The sequence below is a fragment of the Pseudoalteromonas sp. GB43 genome, from assembly GCF_054923805.1.
On the sequence record NZ_JBPCHJ010000001.1, the window covers coordinates 1,106,528 to 1,130,674 of the forward strand.

Below are 24,147 nucleotides of genomic sequence, written 5' to 3' on the forward strand. Positions count from 1 at the left end.
CTACGGCCTGCATCAAGGATCACTCAGCAAAGCCCCTGAAAGTATTAGACCTTAGTTGTATATCTTGTCATTTAACAAAAAACGTCGAAATCGCCTTCTATAATCTAGTTCAATGTTAGATTGGTTGTGATTTAACCAGATATTCCACCTTAGTCTAATAGACCAATAGATAATTGAGAGAAGTCTTATCTTAAACAACAGTGGTACAACAACATTATTAAAAAATCATTAATGCAACAAGTAGCTTCGACAGGAATACACATTATGACAACAACAAAAGTAACCGCATTAAAAACACTAGCAGCTTCAGCTGTTTTATCAGCACTTGCCAGCAATGCTAACGCTGCAACCATTGGTAACACAGAGGTTTCTTATGGTGGCTATGTAAAACTTGATGCCATGTGGAGTGATTACTCAGCAGGCGTACCAGCCGGTGGTAGTATTGGCCGTGACTTCTATGTACCTGGTACAACACCAGTAGGCGCAGACAGCGACAGCGATGCTGTATTTGACATGCACGCGCGCCAATCTCGCTTTAACCTAGGTACCGCAACAAAGTTAGACGATGGCAAAACCATCAAAACTAAAATTGAAATCGACTTTATTGCTTCAGCACCAGGCGGTAACGAACGTGTAAGTAATTCTTATGCACCACGTATTCGTCAGGCATTTGTAACTTATGATGGCTGGTTATTTGGTCAAGCATGGTCAAACTTTCAAAACGTAGGCGCATTACCTGAAACACTCGACTTCGTGGGACCTGCTGAGGGTACCGTGTTCGTACGCCAAGCACAGGCACGTTACACTACTGGCAACTGGTCATTCTCTATCGAAAACCCAGAGAGCACAGTCACAGTAGACGGCGCTCGCGTAGCCACTGATGATGCATCAATGCCTGACTTTACAGCACGTTATGCACATAAAGCTGATTGGGGTGAATTAGTATTTACCGGTCTTGCTCGTCAATTAACTTACAAGCAAAATGGCATTGATGCAGATACATCATCGTTCGGTATCAGCGCCTCAGGTAAAGTAAATTTTGGCCAAAATAACCTTAAATTTATGCTAACTCAAGGCTCAGGTTTAGGCCGCTACATTGGTTTAAACGTAGCAAATGGTGCTGTGCTTGATGGTGATGATTTAGATGCGATTGATTCAACATCAGGTTTTATTGCCTACCAACAACACTGGAACAGCCAATGGCGTTCTACTTTCCTTTACTCATTCTTCTCAGCAGATAACAACACAGATTTACTTGCAGTGACTGGCGACCCTACAGAAATGAGCCAAAGCTATAGTGCCAACCTTTTATACTCGCCTGTTAAAAAGCTCACCTTTGGTGTTGAGTTTAAACATGCCGAGCGTGAACTAGAAAGCGGTGCTGACGGTGATATGGATCGTCTACAGTTTTCTGCAAAATACGTTTTTTAAGATTTAAACTTATTTTACTTCCTGAAGCGGCTTCGGCCGCTTTTTTTATATCTCCTTTTTATATTTCTGTGCCCTTTAAACTTTTTTGCAATCAATTATTCACTAAAACAGCAAACCTTAATTGCAAATTATTTTCATTTAGATTAGATTACGCATTAATTTCACGATTCATTGAACTAATTGGAACTTTGCATGTCATCAACAAAATTTTTGCGCTTATCTCAATTAAGCCTTGTGACCTCAGCACTTTTAAGTGGCCACGCTTTTGCAGAACAACAAAAAGAAGAACAAGCAATTGAAAAAATTGCCGTGTATGGCCAGCATCATAAAAACTACATCACTGAAGAAGCACAGTCTGCGACCAAATTAGGGCTAACAATTAAAGAGACACCACAGTCAATCTCTGTTGTTTCACGTGCATTAATGGATGACTTCTCACTCGATAATCTAAACGCTGTACTTGAAAGCACACCGGGTGTGACTGTTGAGCAAATTGAAACTGATCGTACTTATTTTAAAGCTCGCGGTTTTGAAATCACTAACTTCCAGGTTAATGGCATGGGTATGCCACAAGACAACGGTTCAATCCAAGGTACTCTTGATACCTCTATTTTTGATAGTGTTGAAATTGTACGTGGTGCCAATGGTTTAATGACAGGTGCGGGTAACCCTTCAGCAACCGTGAACATGGTTCTAAAACGCCCTACTTATCAAACACAAGTAAATGCGTCTGTATCGTATGGCTCTTGGGACAACAAACGTTTAGAGCTTGACGCTTCAACAGCTATCAACGAAAACCACGCTGTACGTGCAGTATTCACTAAGCACAAAACTGAGTCATACCTTGACCGTTACGAGCAAGATAAAACAATTTATTACCTAGCCTACGAAGGTCAATTAACTGATAGCACAGTAGTCACTGCAAACTATGTAAATCAAAAGAAAGATGCCGACAGCCCACTTTGGGGTGCCTTACCACTTTATTACAGCGATGGTTCAGCAACAAACTTTGATGCGTCAACCAGCACTGCTTCAGATTGGTCATATTGGAATAACACAACTGAGCAGCTGTTCTTATCAATTGAGCAAGCAATCACCAATACTTGGTTCTTAAAAGCCAGCTACGCGCACTTAGAAAATGAGCAAGATTCTGAGCTTTTCTATGTTTACGGCACACCAGACAGAGAAACAGGTCTTGGCCTAACTGGTTATGCTAGTGAATATGACCACAAAGATAAGCACGACATTTTAGATATTTACGCTACAGGTAAATTTGATTTATTTGGTATGGAACATGATCTGTCATTTGGTGTAAACCAAGCAGATATGGATAATAAAGATAAATCATTGTATGACCGTACAACAGGCAATGGTTTCCCTGCAATGCCTGAGCTAGGTGGTTGGGATGGTGTTGCACCAGTGCCAACACTAACCGATGGTTTAACAGGTGCTGATATCACCAGCCGTCAACGCTCTGCATATATTTCAACACGCATTCGTGCAACTGACGCATTCAGCATTTTAGCGGGTGTAAGCCAAGTAAATTGGGAAACGGAAGGTGCCTCTTACGGCGTTGCAAAAGACAAAGATAGCGACCAAACAGTGCCGTACTTCGGTGTTGTTTATGATATCAACGAAAGCTTCTCAACTTACGCAAGCTACACAGAAACCTTTGTTCCGCAAACAGAGCGTGACGTAAACGGTGATTATTTAGATCCAATCACAGGTAAAAGTAGCGAAATTGGTGTAAAGGCACAGCTACTTGATGACGACTTATTTGTAACTGTAGCCTACTTTGATGCAAAACAAGTTGGCCTTGCTGTTGCTATCCCAGGTTCATTACCTGATGACACTCGCTACTATGGCGCAGATGGTATTAACAGTGATGGTATTGAAGTAGAGCTTAGTGGCAAAATCAACGAAACGCTGAGCGCGAGCTTTAGTTTCAGCAATCTAAACATTGATGGTGATGAATTAGTTAAAAACTACACACCTGAAAACCAATTTAAACTTGCTGTAACTCATAAAGTGCCTGAAGTTGATGGTTTAACCTTTGGTTTAAACTACCAATGGCAAGACGACACTAAACGTGTACAACCTACTCAGCCGTCTGGCGTTGTTCCTGTTACTAAGCAAGATGCTTACGGCTTATTAAATCTAATGGCAACATACGATATTAATGACCACATGAGCGTTAACTTAAACGTTAATAACGTAACTAACGAAAAGTACTTACATAGCTTGTTCTGGGAGCAAGGTTATTACGGCGCACCGCGTAGTTATTCAGTATCTTTCAACTGGCAGCTATAATTTTATAAAGCGACAAGTTTTAAGCTTTAAGTACATGAAAAGCCGCATCATATGCGGCTTTTTTATTACCCCATTTTACTCTAAGAGCAAAAAACATAGCGAATAACCTTCACTTCATTGCACCTTATAAATTTTTCTGTAGTGTATTAAAAAATGAATATTTTAGTTATTTGGTACAGATTAATGGATGCTAAAAAATCGAAACGCTCTAGAAGATGTCCAGATTGTGGATGGAAGTTTCCAATAGCCAAAGCGAGTACACCAATAGACAGGGTTGACGGTAAACTATTCACTTGCCCTGATTGCCAAACAGCTCTCATATATCGAACTGATACAGAACTTATGTATCGAATTTTCACGCTGATGACAATACCAGCTACCAGCTTGGCATTCATATATGACGATAATGCGCTATTTGAAACAATAGCGATTTTTTTGATAATCCCTCTGGCAACTCTTGCTGCTATTTTATGGCGTCGTAGCGAATATATTGAACGTGTAAAATAACTTAAAATTGTCACTGAATTGAAAATGCGACAAACTACTTCCTACTCCAACAACTGCGGGTATATCCCGCATTAAGTTCTGTAATTAAACGCGATATAAAATCGCAACTACAAGCAACCATAAAAAAACCGCTAACTGTGTAGCGGTCTTTTTGTGTTAAGTGCGGGTCAAATCACGCTTAACTATACTCTTTTGCGGTGTTTATAGCTCGTCTTCAGCTAATAAGTTTGCATCTTCACCATCTTCTGGTTGCACAGTTGCTTGAAGTAATAACATCTCACGTAACTTACCTTCGATCTCATCTGCGATCTCTGGGTTGTCTTTTAAGAACTTAATTGAGTTTGCTTTACCTTGACCAACTTTGCTGCCATTGTAGCTGTACCAAGCACCTGATTTTTCAACAATCTTATGCTTAACGCCTAGATCGATTAGTTCGCCTTGTTTAGAAATACCTTCACCATACATGATGATGAACTCAGCTTGTTTAAACGGCGGAGCAACCTTGTTTTTAACAACTTTAACGCGGGTTTCGTTACCAACAACCTCATCGCCTTCTTTCACTGAACCAATACGACGAATATCGATACGTACTGAAGCGTAGAATTTAAGTGCGTTACCGCCTGTTGTTGTTTCAGGGTTACCAAACATAACACCAATTTTCATACGGATTTGGTTGATGAAAATACATAGTGTGTTTGAACGCTTGATGTTACCTGTAAGCTTACGTAATGCTTGTGACATTAAGCGAGCTTGCAGACCCATGTGTGAGTCACCCATGTCACCTTCGATTTCAGCTTTAGGTGTTAAAGCTGCTACCGAGTCAACAATCACAACATCAACAGCACTTGAACGAACTAACATGTCACAAATTTCTAATGCTTGCTCACCCGTGTCTGGCTGAGAAACAAGTAAATCATCAATGTTTACGCCCAATTTTTGTGCGTATACAGGATCTAGAGCGTGCTCAGCATCTACGAATGCACACGTTTTACCTTGCTTTTGAGCTTCAGCGATAACTTGTAAAGTAAGTGTTGTTTTACCTGATGATTCAGGACCATACACTTCAACAATACGGCCTGTAGGTAAACCACCAATACCTAGTGCGATATCGATACCTAGTGAACCTGTTGAGATTGCTTCAATATCTAGGGCTTTGTTGTCGCCCAGTTTCATAATTGAGCCTTTACCAAATTGACGCTCAATTTGTGATAAAGCAGCGTCTAAGGCTTTTTGTTTGTTATCGTTCATTCTGTTCTCCAAATCCGGCTAATGCAGACAGTATACTGTATGAAATCACAGTATCAAGCTAATTTTCAGATTTTATCAATTCAATTATGTTTTTTAATGAATAAACAATAGCTTGCAGTCTAACTTCAGCTCTATCACCAGCGAAAACCTGTTTGCTTGAGTAGTTTTGACCAGCCAAATGAATACAAAACCACACTAATCCCACAGGTTTATCCAGTGTTCCACCACCTGTAATTGCTATCCCCGAAATAGCTATTGCGATATCGGCGTTTGCAGCTTTTGCCGCCCCCGATGCCATTTCAACAACGGTTTGTTCACTCACCGCGCCAAAGCTGTTTAAGGTTTGCTCGCTAACGCCAATGAGCTCATGTTTTGCTTGGTTACTATAAGTAACAAACGCTCGGTCAATATAATTAGAACTGCCCGGGGTATCGGTGAGCGCATAACTCACTCCACCGCCAGTGCATGATTCTGCGGTAGTGATCCATAAGCGTTTATCCGTTAAAATAGCTCCTAATTTCGCAGCAAGTGTTTTAATCTCTTGATGTAATTCCATATTCAGCCTTTGGGTAAATACATGTCGTTTGATCTTTATGCACCGCACACTATAAAACAACAAACCCCTATGATGCAGCAGTATCTAAAAATAAAAGCCGAGCATCGGGATATTTTATTGTTTTATCGTATGGGCGACTTTTACGAACTTTTCTTTGATGATGCCAAGCGTGCAGCACAACTTCTTGATATTTCTCAAACCCACCGAGGTAAAGCCGGTGGCGATCCCATTCCAATGGCGGGTGTGCCCTATCACGCAGTAGAGAACTATTTAGCTCGCCTTGTACAAATGGGTGAGTCGGTGGCTATTTGTGAACAAGTTGGCGACCCAGCTACTAGCAAAGGCCCTGTTGAGCGTAAAGTTGTGCGCATTGTTACACCGGGCACTATTTCTGACGAAGCGTTATTACAAGAACGCCAAGACAACTTGCTAACCAGTGTGTGGCAAAGTAAACAAGGCTTATATGGTATTGCTTATTTAGATATTAACTCTGGCAGATTCAATGTGTTAGAAGTAAATACTGATGAAGCATTTAGCTCAACATTACAACGTTTAGCCCCTGCTGAGCTGCTCTATAGTGAAACATTTGCAAATGTGCATTTAATTGAACATATCAAAGGCGCACGTCGTCGCCCAGAATGGGAATTTGATTTAGATACTGCACAGCATTTACTTTGCGACCAATTTGGCACCAAAGATTTAGTTGGTTTTGGTGTAGACAAAGCACACGCTGCTTTGGTGGCTGCGGGCTGCTTAATGCAATATGTAAAAGACACTCAACGTATTGCCCTGCCGCATATTCGTGCGATTACCCTTGAGCAAAACGAACACGCGGTGATTCTTAGATGCCGCAACCCGTAAAAACCTTGAACTAACAGTTAATTTATCAGGCGGCTACGAAAACACGCTTGCACAAGTACTTGATAAAACAGCGACTGCGATGGGTTCACGCTTATTAAAGCGTCGTATTCATACACCAGTGCGCAGCAAAACAGAGCTCAACTCTCGACTAAACGCTATTAGTGCAATTATCGATGCGCAATTATGTGGTGAGCTACAAGAGTCATTAAAGCAAATTGGCGACATTGAGCGTGTTATCGCCCGTTTAGCGCTTTGCACAGCACGCCCGCGTGATTTAACGCGCCTGCGTAGCGCACTGCAAGCTCTGGCACCATTACACGAATTACTTTTGGACGCCAACGATCCGCGTATTAGTCAAATAATAGCGCAATCACAGCAATTACCTGAGCTACAAGACTTACTAGAACGTGCTGTCATCGAAACCCCACCGGTACTTATTCGTGATGGGGGTGTTATTGCCCCGGGTTATAACAGTGAGCTTGATGAATGGCGTGCCCTAAGCCAAGGCGCAACCGATATTCTCGAAAAGCTTGAAGAACGTGAGCGTGAACGCACAGGCATTAGCACTTTAAAAATTGGCTATAACAAGGTGCATGGCTTTTTTATTGAAGTAAGTCGCGCTAACTCGCACTTGGTTCCTGCCGATTATATTCGCCGTCAAACGCTAAAAAATAATGAGCGCTATATTATCCCTGAGCTTAAAGAGCACGAAGATAAAGTACTTGGTAGCCAGTCAAAAGCGCTAGCACTTGAAAAACAGCTTTACGAGCAACTCTTTGAGTTTATTGCTCCGCACATTGAGCAGTTACAAACAATGGCAGCTGTTTTAGCAGATTTAGATGTACTGAACAATTTGGTCAACGTGCGCAAGCGCTCAATTATGCTAAGCCAACACTGTGCGATAACGATAATATCAGTATTAAACAGGGTCGCCACCCAGTGGTAGAACAAGTAATGAAAGACCCGTTTATTGCCAACCCTGTAGAGCTTAATAACGACCGTAAAATGTTAATTATCACAGGTCCAAATATGGGTGGTAAATCGACCTATATGCGCCAAACCGCACTTATTGTTTTGATGGCTCACATTGGTTGTTACGTTCCTGCTGATAGTGCAGAAATTGGTAATATTGACCGTATTTTTACGCGTATTGGCGCAAGTGATGACCTAGCATCAGGGCGCTCAACCTTCATGGTTGAAATGACCGAAACGGCAACAATTTTAAATAACGCCACAGCGCAATCACTGGTACTGATGGATGAAATTGGTCGCGGTACTTCAACTTATGATGGTTTATCGCTTGCCTATGCAACGGCTGATTATTTAGCATCAAAAATTGCTGCTAAAACTTTGTTTGCAACCCACTATTTTGAGCTAACCGAACTGGCCGAGCAAAAAACGGGGCTGGTTAATGTGCACCTCGATGCCATTGAGCACAACGACACCATTGCCTTTATGCATACCGTGCTTGAAGGCGCAGCAAGCAAGAGCTTTGGTTTACAAGTTGCTGCTTTGGCTGGTGTACCAAAAGCGGTTATCCAACAAGCAAAACAAAAGCTTAAAATGCTTGAGAATCATCAACCTGTTACTGCCCCTATTGAGCAACAACAGCAAACATTAAGTTTTGATGATGAACCTTCAGAGCTTGAATTAACCTTAAAACAGCTTGATCCAGATAGCCTAACGCCAAGACAAGCACACCAACTACTGTATCAATTAAAAGATTTACTTTAAAATTTGAGTGGATATAAAAAAGCTGACGTAACGTCAGCTTTTTTGTGTGTTCTGAACCCGTGGGTTCTATACCCTTGATCAGGTATTCATTGTTGTCAAATCAGGTGAATTGGTCGAATAGGCTATCTGTACTTAAACCTTCGTGTTGCAAAATGTCTTTTAAGCGACGTAATGCTTCCACTTGAATTTGTCTTACACGTTCACGTGTTAAGCCAATTTCACGACCAACATCTTCAAGGGTTGATGGCTCATAGCCCAGTAAACCAAAACGACGAGCAAGTACTTCACGCTGTTTCGGGTTTAACTCTCCAAGCCAATCAACAATGTGCTTGTTGATGTCATTGTTTTGTACTTCGCCTTCTGGACCGTAGTCTTTCTCATCGGCGATAATATCTAATAACGCTTTGTCATTTTCACCACCGATAGGTGTATCCACCGAGGTGATTTTTTCGTTTAAACGCAGCATCTTAGTAACATCTTCAACCGGCTTATCTAAGCACTCTGCAATTTCTTCTGCAGTGGGTTCATGGTCAAGTTTCTGCGTTAATTCACGGGCTGTTCTTAAATAAACATTAAGCTCTTTGACCACATGAATAGGTAAACGAATCGTACGTGTTTGGTTCATGATGGCACGTTCAATGGTTTGACGTATCCACCAAGTTGCATAAGTTGAAAAACGGAAACCTCGTTCTGGGTCAAATTTCTCAACGGCTCTGATAAGGCCTAAATTACCTTCTTCAATAAGGTCTAGTAGCGCAAGGCCACGGTTGTTATAGCGGCGGGCAATTTTCACCACTAAACGTAAATTACTTTCAATCATTCGCTTGCGAGAGGCTTCACAGCCTTTCAGTGCTTTTCGAGCAAAATAGACTTCTTCTTCTGCGCTTAACAGCGGAGAAAAACCAATCTCACCAAGATACAGCTGTGTAGCATCTAAATTCTTGGCAACTTCTTCTTTTGCAAAAATTTCATCTTCGTTGTCGACTTCTTCAAGTAATTCAGAAGACTCTTCTTCGACTACCGTGTCATCAAATTTATCGTCAATCGCGTCAGTTTTTTTCTCAAGTTTTGCTGTGTGACCCATAAGCGTCCTCCCGAGCAAATATGTGATTGAGCTAAATCACTTTATCAATACCCTAAATGGCTAAGGTAGATACTTAGCAGGATTGACTGCTTGACCCCGATAACGAATTTCAAATCTCAAAGCCGTAACCGTAGAGTCTGAACTGCCCATTTCTGCTATTTTCTGCCCCGCCTTTACTTCCTGTTTTTCCTTTACAAGCAACTTTGAATTGTGCGCGTAAGCACTTAGGTAATCATCATTGTGTTTCAAAATGATTAAATTACCATACCCCCTCAATGCGTTGCCCGCGTATACCACAGTTCCATGTGCAGCAGCTACAACAGAAGCCCCTTGTTTATTAGTGATTCTGTAACCCTTTAAAGCCATTCTCTTTATTAGAGAAGCGTTGCGTTACTTTACCTTTAGCAGGCCAGTTCCATACAACTTTTGCATTAGAATTACGTTTTTTTTCACTAATTATTTTGTTGGCTTGTTTCTGAACATACTCTCGTTGTTTTGGCTGATCAAGCTCTTTCTTTAATTTTTTGTTATTTTTTTGTATAGAAACAGTAGACTTTTTACTCGAATTCGTATATTTTTTCGTCTTTTTTTGTTTTTGTGCCGATTTTATGAGCGAAATATTCTGCCCAGGGAAGATGGTATAAGGTGCTGGAATATCGTTTATTTTTGCGAGGGTTCGAAAATCTTGCTGAGCGCTAAAAGCAATTGAATATAAAGTATCGCCCTTTTTGACTACATATTTTGAGCCAGAGATATTTACTTTGCGAGTGGCGGGTTTAACTTTATTGTCTAAACTACTCACCGGTGCTGGGGCTTCGCGAGAAGTACAACCAAAGAGCAAAATACTAAGAAACAAAGTAACATAGACTGTTATCTGCCTGCTCATCGTAAAATGCTCCTTATCGTACTAGTTTAATGGTTTTACGGGTTATCGCAGTAAAAAGTACGCAACCACAACTAAAACAACTAATCCCCAGCCAAGCGCTTCAACATATTGACGTAATTTCTGCTCCATTTTAACGCCGCCCCACTTCATTAAAGCCGACACTAAGAAAAAGCGTGCGCCACGACCAATTGCCGAAGCAATTAGAAACGGCAGAAATGCCATTTGCATCAAACCAGCACCTATGGTGAAAACCTTATAAGGTATAGGAGAGAAGCCCGCTAAAAACACCACCCATACACCATAGTTTTCAAACCAACTTAGCGCTGTGTCAAATTTGGCTTGCCAACCCATTTGCGCAATCAACGGTTCAACTACTGGTTCGAATAACCAAAAGCCAAGTAAGTAACCTAAAATACCGCCAATCACTGAAGCAATAGTCGTAAAGCTGGCAAAGCGCCATGCTTTATCTGGTTGAGCAAGTGACATAGGTGCTAGCATGACATCCGGTGGTACCGGAAAAAAAACAGATTCAGCAAAACTCATCCCTGCTAAATAACGCTCTGCATGGCGATGTTTAGCCCATACCAGTGCCATATCATATAACTTAGTAAACAACTTCAAAGTTTAACGTCCTATTCAATATCACCAGGTACCAAAGGTACAAATCTTACTGGTGCAACTTTATGTTCTGTGAAAGTATCGCCATTTCTAACGACCATCATTAATTGCTGATCTTGCTCACCGATAGGTGCAATCATAACGCCCCCATCAGCCAATTGAGCAAGTAACCCTTGTGGCATAGTGGCGGCTGCAGCTGTAACAATAATCCCCTCAAACGGCGCTTGTGATTGCCAGCCTTGCCAACCATCACCATGTTTCATGGTGACATTATATAAATCGAGTTTGTGCAAACGGCGTTTTGCTTGCCACTGTAGTGCTTTTATACGCTCTACCGAGCACACTTTAGTGAAGGTTTTTGCCAGTATTGCCGTTTGGTAGCCAGACCCTGTGCCAATTTCGAGCACTTTATCACGTACGCCCGCTAAGCGGAGCAGCTCAGTCATGCGTGCGACAATATATGGCTGCGAAATAGTTTGTCCTTGACCGATTGGCAGTGCGGTATTTTGATAAGCTTTGTGTTGCAAAACATCATCGATAAAAATGTGTCTGGGTGTTGAGGCTATCGCTTCAAGCACAGTGCTGTCTTCTACACCTTCGCGTTTCAATAACTCTGCTAATGCCAGTGCGCTGCGATTATAATTAGTCAGCACTATTAATCTCCATATTTGCTAACCAGCTATCGACTGCTTGTAAACTTTCTTTCGCTGTCATATCAACACTAAGCGGGGTCACTGATGCGTAACCATTATTTATGGCGTAAAAATCAGTGCCTTCACCTGCATCACTTTCAGCACCAAGGGTACCATACCAATAAATGTCACGGCCCCATGGGTCTTGTTGTTTCGTCATGGTCTCAGCTTTATGGCGCGAACCTAAACGGGTTACCTTAACTCCTTTTAGCTCAGTAAGTGGAATATCTGGCACGTTTAAGTTGATGATTTGATCTTTCGGTAATGGGTGCGATGCCAACTCTTTGATAATACTCACCGCAACCGCAGCTGCAGTTTCAAAGTGATTTCCTTCTTTAGAGCATAACGACACAGCAATGGCAGGAAGTCCTAAGTGGCGGCCTTCAGTGGCGGCGGCAACAGTACCTGAATACAAGGTGTCATCACCTAAATTGGCACCGTGGTTTATTCCTGCTACCACGAGATCTGGCTGCTGCTCAGTTAACTCGTTAACCCCTAAGTGCACACAGTCAGTCGGCGTGCCATTAATTGAAATGAAACCATTATCAAGGGTAGTTGCACGCAGTGGATTCATTAACGTTAATGAATTACTTGCGCCACTGCAATTGCGATCTGGCGCCACTAAAGTCACATCTGCAATTTGCGTTAATGCATGATACAAAACCGCAATCCCTTTAGCATGTACGCCATCATCATTGCTCAATAAGATTTTCATTTACGCATCCTTTTGTTTTTGTTCTCTGGGGCTTGCATCTTGATAGTCCACCAACTCACGTAGTAAGGCAGTAGCAAAACAGCCTTTTGGTAGACCAAAACTTAACTTTAAAGTAGTTTCGTCAATCGTTTCAACAGCTAATGAATCAGGAATAAGGCGTAACATTCTACGCTCATTCTTAAGGCCAAGTTCGCTAAGGCCCTCTATCCAAGATTGATAAGGTTCTAGCCACACTTTTTCGGTTTCGGTCAGGCCTTTTTCGCCTTTACCAACCATGGGGGCCGACATCACAATATCACCAGACGCTAAGCGAGCAATATTGTCATCACTAATGTTGTCTTCAAAAAATGCATTACTGCCGCTGAGCATAAACACTTCGCGGTGCATTGTTTTTGCAAGGCCATGCTCGGCAACCCGCATACTCACAATTTCATTAAATACATAAGATCGTGCAGCTGAAATAACTAAACCACGCAATTTTTTATCGCGGATAAGCTCTCCAGCAAACATGCGTTTTGCCATTTCAAGGTTGTGACCACCATGCCCAAAGCGCTGCTCACCAAAGTAATTAGGCACCCCTGCACGCACCGCGTTGATACGGCACAAAATATCCAGCGGCTCACTCACGTTGCGTAACGTAATGGTAAAGCGATTGCCTTTATGGCAACCCGTTCTGAGCTTACGATTATGACGCTGTTGCGAAATTACAAAAAATTGCTCGTTATTTAGTTCACTAAATTCTATGTGCTTTTTAATTGGTACTGGCACGCTAAACCACTGTGTACACACGCCATGACGGTCTTTTAAGCCTGCATAACTCACGTCACGAGGGGATACCCCTGCTTTTTCGGCAATGCGTTTCGCAATAAACTGAGTATTTTCGCCTTTTTTTACAACCTGCAAGCAAACATGCTCACCAGAACCAGTAAACTCAATACCTAAGTCTTCATCAACCATGAAGTCTTCGGCGTGAGTTTTAAAGTCAGCCTTAGAAAGAGGTTTACCGTATAGGTAGTTTAACTCACTCATGCGCTTAGTTTGCTCATAATCACCACTGCGTGGCTTGAAATACCTTCTTTGCGGCCTTCAAACCCAAGCTTCTCTGTGGTTGTTGCTTTCACATTAACTTGTGAAATATCAGCTTCAAGGTCTTGGCATAAGTTTTCACGCATTGCTTGAATATGTGGCAACATTTTTGGTGCTTGCGCAACAATCGTGACATCGGCATTGCCAAGTACGTAACCTTGCTCTTTAGCAAGCCCAACCACGTGGCGTAGTAAAATTCGGCTATCAATATTTTCGTATTCGCTCGCAGTGTCTGGAAAATGCTTGCCAATATCCCCCATTGCTAATGCACCTAAAATAGCATCACACAATGCGTGAATGGCAACATCACCATCTGAATGCGCTAAAAAGCCTTGTGGGTAATCTATTTTTTCACCACAAATTACCAACGGGCCTTCGCCGCCAAATTTGTGTACATCAAAGCCATGGCCAATTCGAATCATGAGGTACTCTCGTTTTGTTGTTTTTGCAGTAAAAATGCTGCTAAATCTAAATCTTCTGGGGTGGTGATTTTAATATTGTCACTGCGACCGGCAACCAGCTTAACAGGCTGCTTAGCCCATTCAATTGCCGATGCTTCATCAGTGATAGTCACACCATTTTTAAGGGCACTTGATAGCGCATTAGTCAGCGCTTGATAAGGGAAAAACTGAGGAGTGAGTGCCTGCCATAAATCATCACGAGGCACTGTTTGCTCACTGTGGGTATGACCGCGCTTAATGGTGTCTTTTACTTTTGACGCTAAGATACCGCCTTCATTGGCAGCGATGCATTCTGTCATTAAACGCTGAATATCAGCCAAACACACTAACGGCCTTGCTGCATCGTGCACAAGTACCCAATCAGGTGGATTATCAGCAAGTGATAGCAAGGCGTTAAGCACTGAATCAGCGCGCTCTTTACCACCACTCACACGCTCAATACGCTTATCTATGTGTGGTAAATCAGCAAAGTAGCCGTCATCATCGCTAATTGCTACTTTTATGGTGTTTAATTCGTTAAGTTCTGCAAGTTTACTCAGAGTGTGTTCTAAAATAGTTTTACCCGCCAGTTCAATATACTGCTTTGGCGCCGAATGCTGCATTCGACTCCCTACCCCCGCAGCGGGAACAATGGCGGTTATAGTTTGCTTAATTTTCATTTTGTTGTTATCGGCAAAACGCGAATAAAGGTTTCGCCAGGTTTAATCATTCCTAATTCATTACGCGCGCGCTCTTCGATACCTTCTTGACCAAGCTTTAGATCTTTTATATCTGCTTTAAGTACAGTATTGCGCTTTAATAATTTCGCGTTAGTGTCTTGATGAGAGGTAACCGCTTGTTTCAGACGAGTGTAATCTTGCACACCATTATGACCAAACCATAAACGATATTGCAAAAATAAAGCCAAACATAACAAGGCGAATTGAAAAACCCGCATTGAACACTCCTTCGCGGTTAAATTAAGTCAAAGGGCGTTTTAAATTACGCCAATTTATATTGCTTGCTAGTAGCATTTCTCTTAATGACAAACGCTTAGGTGTGATGCGTTTATTAAATTGCCATTGATGACCGCAACACGCCGCCGCCATCACTGCCTTTGCAGGCTTAAGCAGTTGAATATGCGTGCTTTCTAGCGATTCACCTGAAGTATCAAACCAACCAAGCTCGTTGCAATGTACCTTATTGTCGCTTACTTGATCTAAGCTGTCTATGCGCACAGTTGTACATTGCTCGTCATTAATTAGCACGGGAACAATTAACCCGCGCTTAGCATGTTGACTATAAAAGTCTTTTGAGTCTTTTTTATTATAAACAGGTGGCGTTGTTTTTTGTTTTTCAAGCCAACTGCCATTTTGTGAATCAAGCTGTAATGGTGCATCGCCACTAACTATACGCATAGCTAAACGCTCAATATAGTAAGGCAAACTTGCTAATAAGCGTTTAAGCCTTGCAGTATCAGGTTCATCGACTAAACGCGGGATCTCACGAGCATAAAATGCATTACATAACTGCGCATACAAAGCACGCTCGGCATCAGTTTGCCAAATTTCGGCTTGTTGCGAGTGTTCGCTCTGTGAAGTTGGTTTAGACAATGCGCGCTCTTATAAAACAATTGCTTGACTGTTTTATAGCATAGAGCGTTTATTGAGCGCTACTTTACTGCGCCTTTTTTACCCAACTTTGCGTTACCAGTTTCTAAAAACTGCACTACTGCATCACGCTTTTTACCTAACAACAAACTACCATCAGCTAAAAACATAAAGTTTTGCCAACAACGCTTGAAAACGGCAAAGCTGGTTTCAATGATATTGTCGCGAGCCATACAAAAATAAACAGTGGTATTAGCTTCCCACGCTAAGTGGTTTAGGATTTCTTCTGGTAACTGCTCATCACCCGCTTCCCAAGCGTTTTCCCAATTAATAGTCTCTGAAAAGCTGTCGTCTTTGCCACACCAATCTGTTTTATCAAAAAAGTCAGGGTGATCATGTTCGCGGCTCACCATAGTAGTCCATAAGACCGCAGCGCGTTCAACGCTCATTGGTTTAATTTGCGCTGCGTCTTCGCTGCTTATCGGCATATCTTTATGACGAAAAACCCAGGCTTTTTTGTATTCATCTAACGAAATATAATTCATAGTTTAGGCAGTTTGTTTCAGCGTAAAATGTGCAAACTGCAATTATACCCAAATGACTCCAAGATGCGAGATAAACACATGACAATCAAACCCGGTATTTACCAACATTACAAAGGCCCAAAATACAAAGTTGAATATATTGCTACCCACAGCGAAACTAATGAGCCATTGGTAATTTATCAAGCGCTATATGGCGAATTTGGTATGTGGGCACGCCCACTTAGTATGTTTACAGAAACAGTTACTGTAGAGGGTAAAACAGTACCGCGTTTTGCATACCTTTCAGACGCCGACTAACTGTGGCATCATGACGTTATTAATCACTGCTCAGACCAGATAAGGTGACATCGTGCTTTTTAATTCAACCGATAACTACATTGCCAGTAACTCATTAAAACAAGCGGTTAACGCAGCAATATTGCTCGAAAAACCCCTGCTAATTAAAGGTGAACCTGGCACAGGTAAAACCATGCTGGTCCGAGGAGCTTGCAAAAAGCTTAGACACCACGCTAATTCAATGGCATATCAAATCAACCACTAAAGCGCAGCAAGGCCTGTATGAATATGATGCGGTATCGCGCCTTCGCGATAGCCAGTTAGGTGATGAGCGTGTGCACGATATCAGCAACTACATTGTAAAAGGGAAATTATGGCAAGCCTTTACCTATGGTGAGCAACATAACAAGCGCCCTGTGCTATTGATTGATGAAATAGACAAAGCCGATATTGAATTTCCCAACGACTTGCTATTAGAGCTCGATAAAATGGAGTTTCATGTTTATGAGACTGGCGAGCGAGTTATTGCAAAGCAACGTCCGATTGTGATCATTACGTCAAATAACGAAAAAGAACTGCCAGACGCCTTTTTACGTCGTTGTTTTTTCCATTACATTGATTTTCCAAGTAGTGAAGAAATGGCACAAATTATCGATGTACATCACCCGCATGTTAAACAAGATTTAGTTCGCCAAGCACTTGAGGTGTTCTTTAATCTACGTGACGTAAATGGCATTAAGAAAAAGCCATCAACCAGCGAACTACTCGATTGGTTAAAGCTACTGATGGCCGAAGATATAGACGCTAAAACACTGCATGATAAAAGCCAAAAAGGCGGCTTAATGCCAATGTTTGGCGCACTATTGAAGAACGAGCAAGACATTAGCTTAATCGAAAAACTTGCGTTTATGAGCCGCCGTTAAGATGTTAATTGCGTTTTTCTTTAAACTTCGCGAATATCGCTTACCTGTTAGTTTGCGAGAGCTACTTGATTTGATCAATGCGCTCAAGCAAGGGGTTATTTTTGCCGATGTTGACGCGTTTTATTACTTAGCGCGTACCATCATGGTCAAGGATGAAACCCACTTTGATCGTTTTGATAAAGCCTTTGCAGATTATTTTAGTGGCGTGGCCGACCTTGATCTGCTCGAAAGCTTAAAACAGCAACATGCCTTGCCTGATGATTGGCTGCGCAAAGAGTTTGAAAAACACTTAAGCGAAGAAGAAAAAGCGCAATTACAAGCCATGGGCGGCCTTGATAAACTCATGGAAACCCTCAAGCAACGCCTTGAAGAGCAGCAAAAGCGCCATGCAGGGGGCAATAAGTGGGTGGGTACCGGTGGCACTTCACCATTTGGCGCCTATGGGTATAACCCTGAAGGTGTGCGCATAGGCCAAGACGGTAACCGACATCGCCGTGCGGTAAAAGTGTGGGATAAACGCAGCTACCGAAACCTTGATAGTGACCGTGAAATCGGCTCGCGCACCATTAAACTCGCTCTAAAAAAACTGCGTAAATTTGCCCGTACTGGTGCAAGTGATACTCTCGATTTAACCGAAACCATCCGCGCAACTGCAAAGCAAGGCGGTATGTTGGATGTGAAAATGGCACCAGAGCGCCATAATGCAGTAAAAGTATTAATGTTGTTTGATATCGGCGGTTCAATGGATGATTACATTCATACCTGCGAAGAGCTATTTAGCGCCGCCCACAGCGAGTTTAAACACCTTGAGTTTTACTATTTTCATAACTGTTTATATGAGCATGTTTGGCAAGACAACGAGCGTCGTCACTCAAACGTCATTGATACCATGACCTTGATTAACAAGTTCACCAGCGACTACAAGGTGATCTTTGTTGGCGATGCCACCATGGGCCCTTACGAAATCGCTTACCCTGGTGGCAGCGTGGAGCATTGGAATGAAGAACCCGGCAGCGCTTGGTTAAACCGCATAACCAATCACTTTGATAAAGTCGCTTGGCTCAACCCACAACCCGTTGAACACTGGCGCTATTATCAATCAATTGATTTTATAAAGCAGTTAATGGATAACCGCATGTACCCACTCACGCTAGATGGGATTAGTAATGCGATTAGGGAGTTGAGTTAGAGCTATCAGCCGTCAAACAGCATAAAAACTGAGAAATGAATGTAAAGTTATAATTGTTTATAAATACAAATAACTAAGCCCCTTCTCGATCAGCTATAAACTGACGGCTGAAAGCTGACAGCTCCCATTTACATTCCCTTCCAAACCAAAAACACCAGCGCAAAGCCCACTAAATAAAGCAAACCTAGCCAGCTTAGGGTGCGTAATAAAGGTGAGTGATGAATGCTGGGTTCTGAGCGCACTAAACTAAAGTTCAGCCATGCAAATACAGGAGTGGTTACAAAAGCGAGGGTCATAGCAAAAGTAAGCATTGGATTAAGGGCTGATTTAAAGAATAAAATCACTGCCATACCTGCAAATGCTTGTAGTAATAACCACATATTTAAACTGTGCTTAGATTGTTTAATCGGTAGCAGTTTATGCGACTCATTTAATGTTCTGGCGTAGCCGTCAAGTACCGTAAGTGTGGTGCCAAACATACATAAAAAAGCGATACCTGAAACCAGAGGCCTTGCCCACTCGCCCATAGTGAGGGCATACATATCAATTAGCTGCTTGGCAAAGGCGACTCCACCTAATTGCACTGCTTGTGCTTGGCCATATTGCACTAATACACCTAATGAGAAAAACACTAACGCAAGTGCTGCGGTAAGCCAGTAGCCCAAATTAAAATCAAACAAGCCTTGTTGTTTTGTCACGACTTGTTGATGCTGCTTTTCTTTTAGCCACAGTGAGCTAATTGCTGATATTTCGATAGGCGCAGGCATCCAGCCCATGAGCGCGACCATAAAGCCGAGCATAGCAAGTTCGTACGGCGACGGCCCCACATAGTCAACCGGTGCCATTGGGCCATTATTAATAGCAACAACTAGCGCTGCTAAGGTAGTAACCGTTAACAGCCCCATAATGAGCTTTGAGACATTATCGAGCGCTTTAAAATGCCCTAACAACAAAATAAGCAAACACACAGCTAAAATCAGCCAGCATAATAAGGTTACAGAAATTGTGACAGGTAATGCATAGTGCAACAGACTGGCCGTTAATAATAAAACCCCCGCAGTATTCACTACGGCGGCGACTATATTAAGCGCAATAAAGCTATAGAAATACCCAGGTCCTTTTTGCTTGTAGCCCTCAACTAAACTTTGTTTGGTCGCGAGCGTGTACTCCATGCCAAATCGAAAGAATGGGTACTTCAATACGTTAACTACAATGATTAGCCAAAATAGCTGCCAGCCGAATAACGACCCGGCTTGTGTTGATGCTACTAGATGTGAGCCACCAATGGCGGCTGTAGCCATTAAAATCCCCGGCCCTAAAGCATTTAATTTAGACTGCCAATTTGATACTGCTGATTGCATAAGTTGTGTGTGTTTTATTCTTAGTTACAAGCAACTTACAGCGTTTTAGGTGAGATTGGAAGCAGAGCAAGTTAGCAAGTTAGCAAGTTAGCAAGTTAGCAAGTTAGCAAGTTAGCAAGTTAGCAAGTTAGCAAGTTAGCAAGTTAGCAAGTTAGCAAGTTAGCAACACTAGACTGCCTACCACTTGTGTCAAGCCGTTGTTTTTTAATCTAACTTCTAACGACTGATATCTAATATCTCCATGTTTGTTCGGCGTTAAAACGCCTTATATGGACTCCTCCTATTGCACAATACCCTTCGTTAATTTTGTCAGACTGCGTGCTTATATGCGGGCTCATAATGAGGAGCTACCTCGGCCCTTTGATGTATTCGCGCCCTTGTGCCTCTTCTCCTACTCGGTGTTTTAACACGCCAGGCACTTTACAGGCTATCAAGGGTGGGTCTAACCGCTTAACGCAGGTTCTTGGTCAATACTGTTGTTTCTGTTATTGAAGGCTAAATATTAATTGGCTAGTAAACTGGGTTCATAACTCGTGCCCTTTTTCAGCATGGCATACGCTGTCCTAACTGTTTTATTTGCTAATGCAATGGCGGCACACTTCACACCCCGTCTTTCAACTAATGCTTTGAGCCATTGTTCTTTTTTCGTTTTTGGTTCTCGATGCTTTAGCTGACTGATGACCGCTCTGGATGGTCGCTAATAAATACGGAATTCATCTTGACATGCTATCAAGTTGGAGAAGTCACATGACCTCGAAAAAGAAAACGGCAAAGCCACTAAAGAACCAAGACCCTGACAAATCATACGCAGATTTAGAACGCCAAATTCGTAAGCTTGAGAAGCAACTCGAAGATGCTCAGTTGGAGAATGACGTTTTAAAAAAGGCGAAGGTCTACTTCGACAGCCTAAAAGAATAAGGTTCGAATATATCCACAAGGTCACAGACGCCAAACGCACAGTGAAGAAGTTGTGCAGTTGGTTATCTGTGTCGCCGGCTGGGTATTATAAATGGTTAAAGCAATTACCTAGCACACGCCATAAAGAGAACAGTTCGTTACTGAAATTTCTAAAGCATGTCAGCGACCAAGAGCACTGCATTCCTGGTTATAGAAAGCTTTGGGAGGCTGCGGTAGCGCATGGCTTTGATTGCAGTAAGGGACGTGTGCAGAGACTATTACAAAGCGTTGGCTATCGTTCAAAATCAGGTAAGAGACGCTATACAAGTCGCGCGAAGAAAGAAGGTACAATCAAAGCGAGTAATTTATTACGACGCCAGTTTAATGTTGATACAGCAAATACCGTGTGGGTATCAGATATCACACAAGTACGCTGTAAAGATGGTTGGCAGTATTTATGCGTCATCCTTGATTTGTATTCTCGTAAGGTTGTTGGCTGGGTAACAAGCCGGATAAACAACGCCGAGTTAGTTATTAAAACCCTGAGAAAAGCATGGTCTGCACGCAAACCTGATGGTTCGAACTTGCTCTTTCATTCAGATCAAGGAGCTCAGTATGTCGCAAAGGAAACAGTGAAGTGGTTAACTAATAGAGGTGTCACAGTGAGTATGTCTAGAAAAGGTAACTGCTGGGATAACGCGTGCTCAGAAAGCTTTTTCGCGCAGTATAAAAAGGAGTGGATAAAGAATTTAAATGAACTGAGTCGTAGTGAAATGACAACACAAACGTATTTTTATATTGAAAAATACTACAACTCAGTAAGAAGACATGGCACCCTAGGGTATAAAAGTCCCATGCAGTACGAACAAGTTAATTAAACCCTGTGTCTACTTTATCGGGGTCAGATCATCAATCTGACAGCTAAATATTAAAACCAAAAAAGCCAAGCGTTTCGCAACGGTTGGCTTTTTCAGATTTAGTTTAAGTCTAGCCGCTTAGGCTAGTGCTCTGTAATTAGCTCAGGTTCATTTCCTGAATAATTTCGTGGGCAATTTCCGGTGTAGTACTGACCGGCTTTTCGTGTAGTTTGGCTTTCATTTGCCCTTTACGATGTTTCAGTGATGCATCTAGTTTTTTAGCAGCACCTGCGATAGCTGGGTACATCACATCATCTTCAGCTTTTACTGATAAACGTGCGCCTTCATAGGTTGTACTAATCTCAGCCTGATACTTATTGTGTTCTTTTGAAAGAATAATATCGAGTGATATTAATGATGGAAAATGGCTAGCAATTTTCGAGAACTTCTCGTTGATATGAGCTCTAACAGCCTCAGTAACGTCAACATGATGACCAGAAATATTAATCTTCATAGGGTATCCTTTTTTCTTGTTACCTCACAGTTAGTATTGGGGGCGAATTGAATTAACACAAGCGAAAATCGCAGATAATTAGTAATTGATTGTAACCACAGATGATTTAGATCATGCGTTGCGGATAAAATATGCAAAAGCCCGCATCACACGGGCTTTTCAGAAAGGTTAACAACTGCTCATTAACTATACGAACAACAGTAGTCAGCAAACTCGCTGACCTTTACTAGAAAGGTAACATTTGCATCAACGGTAAATGACTCTCCAGCTTGCATTGTTCGCCATTCGCTCTCACCGGGTAATAGCACTTGCCAACTGCCACCGTTAAGCTCCATCAACTCTTTTTTACTCGTAGCAAATTCAAACTCACCCGGTTGCATAAAGCCTAACGTTTTCGTGCTGCCATCAGCAAATACCACAGTACGGCTAGACACTTTACCGTCAAAATACACATTGGCTTTTTTCAGCACACTTACATTATCAAACTGAGACATCCTCACTCCTGTTGTTTTGTTATTAAGCTACAGACAGTGCCAGTTGTCGGTTTAGCATTCAAGGGGGACTGAGTGAGAAATAATCAAGTCGGGTTAGCTGTAAGCTGTCAGTTTTGAGCAGCTCGTGCAATTGTGGTAGATCGTGCTTTAGCGCGTCAATGAAGCTTTAAACTTTGCTAATGTACCAACAAAAACCGTTCGGTTACCATTAACATCAACACTTATTGCTTTATGCAAGCAGATTCAGGGTAACGTCCAACTATATAGCCAAGTTTTGGCAATTTTAAATAAGTTGTTTTTTAGAACTATAAATTTTCTGCCATAGCCCCAAAACTATTCCATTTTTCCAAAACAACTGAATGTAATAAGTTAGAAACTGAATCTATAGATTGACCAACTAAAATCGAAGCAGAATTAAATTCCTGTAGGCTGGAGCTTACTTCAATTTGCATACTTCCTTGCCCAAATACATGAGCAATGCCATCAACCTGATTAGAGTATCCCTGAAATAGTCCTCTCAGCATACCTCCAAAGCCTGAATTTGTTTCCAACACATTTAGGTGAGATATAGCTAAAACAGTCAACTCGTTAAGTAGTCCAAAGGTTGTATTAAGCTCATTAATTATGCTCAATTTAATAAAGCCAGAAGGAAACTTACTTGAGAGGTATGTTTGACTTTCTATTTCAGAGAAACCAGATTGTAATAATAAAAAATGAGCGTTATCCCTTAATACATGCTCAATCTCATTAAGAACTTTATGAATTTCTATTTGGACTTGGGGAACATCTAGAGCAATGATAGCTCTCAATGATGCTTTTCTATCACCATTAGGGTTAGATATGATTGGCGCTATGTCGCTTAAAAATAATGTATTGAATTTTGAAATTAGAGAACCTAAGTTTTCTCGAAATTTCAGAGCAGACCAAACCTGATTAGAATTCATGCACAAACTATCCTTGTATCCCTAACATGTTTATATAGAACCAATCACTGGTTTTATAAAATAATTTACTACAAAGTAGATAACAATGCTTACAGTAATTACTAAAGCCAATGAGGGCATACGTTTAAGGGGTATTACTTCTGCTCTTGCATCACCAAAATCACACGCCCCCCAATTTGTTATGCTGCCACCTAAATCTAGGCATCTATCGCTTCTTAAAAATTCCAATAGCTTGAACCCGACAAGCAAACCTATTAACGAAGAGATTAAAGAGGTTATTCTTTTATGTGATTTTTTCATGATGAAACACAGCGACCTAACTATCTGGGGATAACCCTGATTAGTTATTTATATACCTTGACTATACTA

General features: G+C 41.7%; 24 protein-coding genes and 4 pseudogenes. 9 read left to right on the forward strand and 19 right to left on the reverse strand.

The window, feature by feature from the left end; all coding sequences use genetic code 11:
* The first annotated feature begins 264 nt into the window (after window positions 1–264).
* The 3 genes from ACRWSG_RS05210 to ACRWSG_RS05220 all read left to right on the forward strand — a co-directional run bounded on the left by ACRWSG_RS05210 (window position 265) and on the right by ACRWSG_RS05220 (window position 4,248).
* Window positions 265–1,431, forward strand: a complete 1,167-nt coding sequence (locus tag ACRWSG_RS05210) for a DcaP family trimeric outer membrane transporter (protein ID WP_138599724.1) — start codon at window positions 265–267, stop codon at window positions 1,429–1,431.
* Window positions 1,432–1,623: 192 nt separating this feature from the next.
* A complete protein-coding gene (locus ACRWSG_RS05215; RefSeq protein WP_054551152.1) occupies window positions 1,624–3,741 on the forward strand; it encodes a TonB-dependent siderophore receptor in 2,118 nt (705 codons plus the stop codon).
* A 153-nt stretch (window positions 3,742–3,894) separates the two neighbouring features.
* Window positions 3,895–4,248 carry a hypothetical protein gene (locus ACRWSG_RS05220; RefSeq protein ID WP_138599726.1) on the forward strand — a complete coding sequence of 118 codons (354 nt, stop codon included), beginning with the start codon at window positions 3,895–3,897 and terminating at the stop codon, window positions 4,246–4,248.
* A 201-nt stretch (window positions 4,249–4,449) separates the two neighbouring features.
* Here ACRWSG_RS05220 and recA read toward each other — a convergent pair whose 3' ends face one another.
* Both recA and ACRWSG_RS05230 read right to left on the reverse strand, forming a co-directional pair.
* A complete protein-coding gene (recA, locus tag ACRWSG_RS05225) occupies window positions 4,450–5,496 on the reverse strand; it encodes a recombinase RecA (protein ID WP_462165814.1) in 1,047 nt (348 codons plus the stop codon).
* Window positions 5,497–5,554: 58 nt separating this feature from the next.
* A complete protein-coding gene (locus ACRWSG_RS05230; RefSeq protein ID WP_462165816.1) occupies window positions 5,555–6,052 on the reverse strand; it encodes a nicotinamide-nucleotide amidohydrolase family protein in 498 nt (165 codons plus the stop codon).
* A 21-nt stretch (window positions 6,053–6,073) separates the two neighbouring features.
* Here ACRWSG_RS05230 and mutS point away from each other — a divergent pair.
* Window positions 6,074–8,647: pseudogene (mutS, locus tag ACRWSG_RS05235) on the forward strand (DNA mismatch repair protein MutS).
* A gap of 100 nt (window positions 8,648–8,747) precedes the next feature.
* Here the strand turns inward: mutS and rpoS are convergent.
* From rpoS to ACRWSG_RS05290, 11 genes and pseudogenes are all read right to left on the reverse strand, one after another.
* Window positions 8,748–9,731 carry an RNA polymerase sigma factor RpoS gene (gene rpoS, locus ACRWSG_RS05240; RefSeq protein ID WP_054551147.1) on the reverse strand — a complete coding sequence of 328 codons (984 nt, stop codon included), beginning with the start codon at window positions 9,729–9,731 and terminating at the stop codon, window positions 8,748–8,750.
* 60 nt (window positions 9,732–9,791) lie between these two features.
* Window positions 9,792–10,617, reverse strand: a pseudogene (locus tag ACRWSG_RS05245) (peptidoglycan DD-metalloendopeptidase family protein).
* Between the two features lie 42 nt (window positions 10,618–10,659).
* On the reverse strand, window positions 10,660–11,238 hold the full coding sequence (locus ACRWSG_RS05250) for a YqaA family protein (RefSeq protein WP_054551145.1): 579 nt from the start codon (window positions 11,236–11,238) through the stop codon (window positions 10,660–10,662).
* 11 nt (window positions 11,239–11,249) lie between these two features.
* Window positions 11,250–11,888, reverse strand: coding sequence for a protein-L-isoaspartate(D-aspartate) O-methyltransferase (locus ACRWSG_RS05255; protein ID WP_054551144.1), 639 nt, complete (start codon window positions 11,886–11,888; stop codon window positions 11,250–11,252).
* Window positions 11,878–12,642: a 5'/3'-nucleotidase SurE gene (gene surE, locus ACRWSG_RS05260; protein WP_054551143.1), complete on the reverse strand. Its 765-nt coding sequence runs from the start codon at window positions 12,640–12,642 to the stop codon at window positions 11,878–11,880. Before surE ends, ACRWSG_RS05255 begins: the two co-directional genes overlap by 11 nt.
* Window positions 12,643–13,671, reverse strand: coding sequence for a tRNA pseudouridine(13) synthase TruD (gene truD, locus ACRWSG_RS05265; protein WP_462165817.1), 1,029 nt, complete (start codon window positions 13,669–13,671; stop codon window positions 12,643–12,645).
* The gene (ispF, locus tag ACRWSG_RS05270) at window positions 13,668–14,150 is read right to left on the reverse strand and encodes a 2-C-methyl-D-erythritol 2,4-cyclodiphosphate synthase (RefSeq protein WP_054551141.1); all 483 of its coding nucleotides are present in this window, start codon (window positions 14,148–14,150) and stop codon (window positions 13,668–13,670) included. Before ispF ends, truD begins: the two co-directional genes overlap by 4 nt.
* A complete protein-coding gene (gene ispD / locus ACRWSG_RS05275) occupies window positions 14,147–14,848 on the reverse strand; it encodes a 2-C-methyl-D-erythritol 4-phosphate cytidylyltransferase (protein ID WP_054551140.1) in 702 nt (233 codons plus the stop codon). The genes ispF and ispD overlap by 4 nt, the downstream gene beginning before the upstream one ends.
* The gene (gene ftsB / locus ACRWSG_RS05280) at window positions 14,845–15,126 is read right to left on the reverse strand and encodes a cell division protein FtsB (protein WP_462165819.1); all 282 of its coding nucleotides are present in this window, start codon (window positions 15,124–15,126) and stop codon (window positions 14,845–14,847) included. The genes ispD and ftsB overlap by 4 nt, the downstream gene beginning before the upstream one ends.
* Window positions 15,127–15,148: 22 nt before the next feature.
* Entirely contained in the window at window positions 15,149–15,781 is a 633-nt protein-coding gene (locus ACRWSG_RS05285; protein WP_054551138.1) for a hypothetical protein, read from the reverse strand.
* Between the two features lie 59 nt (window positions 15,782–15,840).
* Window positions 15,841–16,323, reverse strand: a complete 483-nt coding sequence (locus tag ACRWSG_RS05290) for a DUF2947 domain-containing protein (protein ID WP_054551137.1) — start codon at window positions 16,321–16,323, stop codon at window positions 15,841–15,843.
* A gap of 63 nt (window positions 16,324–16,386) precedes the next feature.
* Here ACRWSG_RS05290 and ACRWSG_RS05295 point away from each other — a divergent pair, with 63 nt between their 5' ends.
* The 3 genes and pseudogenes from ACRWSG_RS05295 (at window position 16,387) to ACRWSG_RS05305 (ending at window position 18,711) form a co-directional block, all read left to right on the forward strand.
* Window positions 16,387–16,620 (forward strand): DUF1653 domain-containing protein, encoded by a 234-nt coding sequence (locus ACRWSG_RS05295; RefSeq protein ID WP_419177722.1) that lies wholly within the window; start codon window positions 16,387–16,389, stop codon window positions 16,618–16,620.
* Between the two features lie 52 nt (window positions 16,621–16,672).
* Window positions 16,673–17,522: pseudogene (locus ACRWSG_RS05300) on the forward strand (AAA family ATPase).
* Window position 17,523: 1 nt separating this feature from the next.
* Window positions 17,524–18,711 (forward strand): vWA domain-containing protein, encoded by a 1,188-nt coding sequence (locus ACRWSG_RS05305; protein WP_054551134.1) that lies wholly within the window; start codon window positions 17,524–17,526, stop codon window positions 18,709–18,711.
* 128 nt (window positions 18,712–18,839) lie between these two features.
* Here the strand turns inward: ACRWSG_RS05305 and ACRWSG_RS05310 are convergent, their stop codons facing one another.
* The gene (locus ACRWSG_RS05310; RefSeq protein WP_462166901.1) at window positions 18,840–20,012 is read right to left on the reverse strand and encodes an NRAMP family divalent metal transporter; all 1,173 of its coding nucleotides are present in this window, start codon (window positions 20,010–20,012) and stop codon (window positions 18,840–18,842) included.
* Window positions 20,013–20,574: 562 nt separating this feature from the next.
* A pseudogene (locus ACRWSG_RS05315) lies at window positions 20,575–20,757 on the reverse strand (IS110 family transposase); the annotation flags it as partial.
* A gap of 62 nt (window positions 20,758–20,819) precedes the next feature.
* On the opposite strand from ACRWSG_RS05315, the gene ACRWSG_RS05320 reads away from it, so the two are divergent.
* Together ACRWSG_RS05320 and ACRWSG_RS05325 are read left to right on the forward strand one after the other, a co-directional pair.
* Entirely contained in the window at window positions 20,820–20,990 is a 171-nt protein-coding gene (locus ACRWSG_RS05320; RefSeq protein ID WP_462165820.1) for a hypothetical protein, read from the forward strand.
* 11 nt (window positions 20,991–21,001) lie between these two features.
* The gene (locus ACRWSG_RS05325) at window positions 21,002–21,847 is read left to right on the forward strand and encodes an IS3 family transposase (RefSeq protein ID WP_462166902.1); all 846 of its coding nucleotides are present in this window, start codon (window positions 21,002–21,004) and stop codon (window positions 21,845–21,847) included.
* A gap of 136 nt (window positions 21,848–21,983) precedes the next feature.
* Here the strand turns inward: ACRWSG_RS05325 and hpf are convergent, their stop codons facing one another.
* The 4 genes from hpf to ACRWSG_RS05345 all read right to left on the reverse strand — a co-directional run bounded on the left by hpf (window position 21,984) and on the right by ACRWSG_RS05345 (window position 24,078).
* Window positions 21,984–22,340, reverse strand: coding sequence for a ribosome hibernation-promoting factor, HPF/YfiA family (gene hpf, locus ACRWSG_RS05330; protein ID WP_054551132.1), 357 nt, complete (start codon window positions 22,338–22,340; stop codon window positions 21,984–21,986).
* A gap of 182 nt (window positions 22,341–22,522) precedes the next feature.
* Window positions 22,523–22,834, reverse strand: coding sequence for a pyrimidine/purine nucleoside phosphorylase (gene ppnP / locus ACRWSG_RS05335; RefSeq protein WP_462165822.1), 312 nt, complete (start codon window positions 22,832–22,834; stop codon window positions 22,523–22,525).
* 305 nt (window positions 22,835–23,139) lie between these two features.
* A complete protein-coding gene (locus ACRWSG_RS05340; protein ID WP_462165823.1) occupies window positions 23,140–23,778 on the reverse strand; it encodes a hypothetical protein in 639 nt (212 codons plus the stop codon).
* Between the two features lie 30 nt (window positions 23,779–23,808).
* Window positions 23,809–24,078, reverse strand: a complete 270-nt coding sequence (locus ACRWSG_RS05345) for a hypothetical protein (RefSeq protein WP_462165824.1) — start codon at window positions 24,076–24,078, stop codon at window positions 23,809–23,811.
* Between the last annotated feature and the right edge of the window lie 69 nt (window positions 24,079–24,147).

Excerpts from the sequence above, each read along its gene's own strand:
- ACRWSG_RS05320 (WP_462165820.1), top strand. The coding sequence starts at position 20,820 with ATGACCTCGAAAAAGAAAACGGCAAAGCCACTAAAGAACCAAGACCCT.
- ACRWSG_RS05220 (WP_138599726.1), top strand. The coding sequence starts at position 3,895 with ATGAATATTTTAGTTATTTGGTACAGATTAATGGATGCTAAAAAATCG.
- ACRWSG_RS05305 (WP_054551134.1), top strand. The coding sequence starts at position 17,524 with ATGTTAATTGCGTTTTTCTTTAAACTTCGCGAATATCGCTTACCTGTT.
- rpoS (WP_054551147.1), bottom strand. The coding sequence starts at position 9,731 with ATGGGTCACACAGCAAAACTTGAGAAAAAAACTGACGCGATTGACGAT.
- ACRWSG_RS05295 (WP_419177722.1), top strand. The coding sequence starts at position 16,387 with ATGCGAGATAAACACATGACAATCAAACCCGGTATTTACCAACATTAC.
- recA (WP_462165814.1), bottom strand. The coding sequence starts at position 5,496 with ATGAACGATAACAAACAAAAAGCCTTAGACGCTGCTTTATCACAAATT.
- ACRWSG_RS05345 (WP_462165824.1), bottom strand. The coding sequence starts at position 24,078 with ATGAAAAAATCACATAAAAGAATAACCTCTTTAATCTCTTCGTTAATA.
- ispD (WP_054551140.1), bottom strand. The coding sequence starts at position 14,848 with ATGAAAATTAAGCAAACTATAACCGCCATTGTTCCCGCTGCGGGGGTA.
- ppnP (WP_462165822.1), bottom strand. The coding sequence starts at position 22,834 with ATGTCTCAGTTTGATAATGTAAGTGTGCTGAAAAAAGCCAATGTGTAT.
- ACRWSG_RS05210 (WP_138599724.1), top strand. The coding sequence starts at position 265 with ATGACAACAACAAAAGTAACCGCATTAAAAACACTAGCAGCTTCAGCT.
- truD (WP_462165817.1), bottom strand. The coding sequence starts at position 13,671 with ATGAGTGAGTTAAACTACCTATACGGTAAACCTCTTTCTAAGGCTGAC.
- ACRWSG_RS05310 (WP_462166901.1), bottom strand. The coding sequence starts at position 20,012 with ATGGCTACAGCCGCCATTGGTGGCTCACATCTAGTAGCATCAACACAA.
- hpf (WP_054551132.1), bottom strand. The coding sequence starts at position 22,340 with ATGAAGATTAATATTTCTGGTCATCATGTTGACGTTACTGAGGCTGTT.
- ACRWSG_RS05340 (WP_462165823.1), bottom strand. The coding sequence starts at position 23,778 with ATGAATTCTAATCAGGTTTGGTCTGCTCTGAAATTTCGAGAAAACTTA.
- ftsB (WP_462165819.1), bottom strand. The coding sequence starts at position 15,126 with ATGCGGGTTTTTCAATTCGCCTTGTTATGTTTGGCTTTATTTTTGCAA.
- ispF (WP_054551141.1), bottom strand. The coding sequence starts at position 14,150 with ATGATTCGAATTGGCCATGGCTTTGATGTACACAAATTTGGCGGCGAA.
- ACRWSG_RS05290 (WP_054551137.1), bottom strand. The coding sequence starts at position 16,323 with ATGAATTATATTTCGTTAGATGAATACAAAAAAGCCTGGGTTTTTCGT.
- ACRWSG_RS05230 (WP_462165816.1), bottom strand. The coding sequence starts at position 6,052 with ATGGAATTACATCAAGAGATTAAAACACTTGCTGCGAAATTAGGAGCT.
- ACRWSG_RS05215 (WP_054551152.1), top strand. The coding sequence starts at position 1,624 with ATGTCATCAACAAAATTTTTGCGCTTATCTCAATTAAGCCTTGTGACC.
- surE (WP_054551143.1), bottom strand. The coding sequence starts at position 12,642 with ATGAAAATCTTATTGAGCAATGATGATGGCGTACATGCTAAAGGGATT.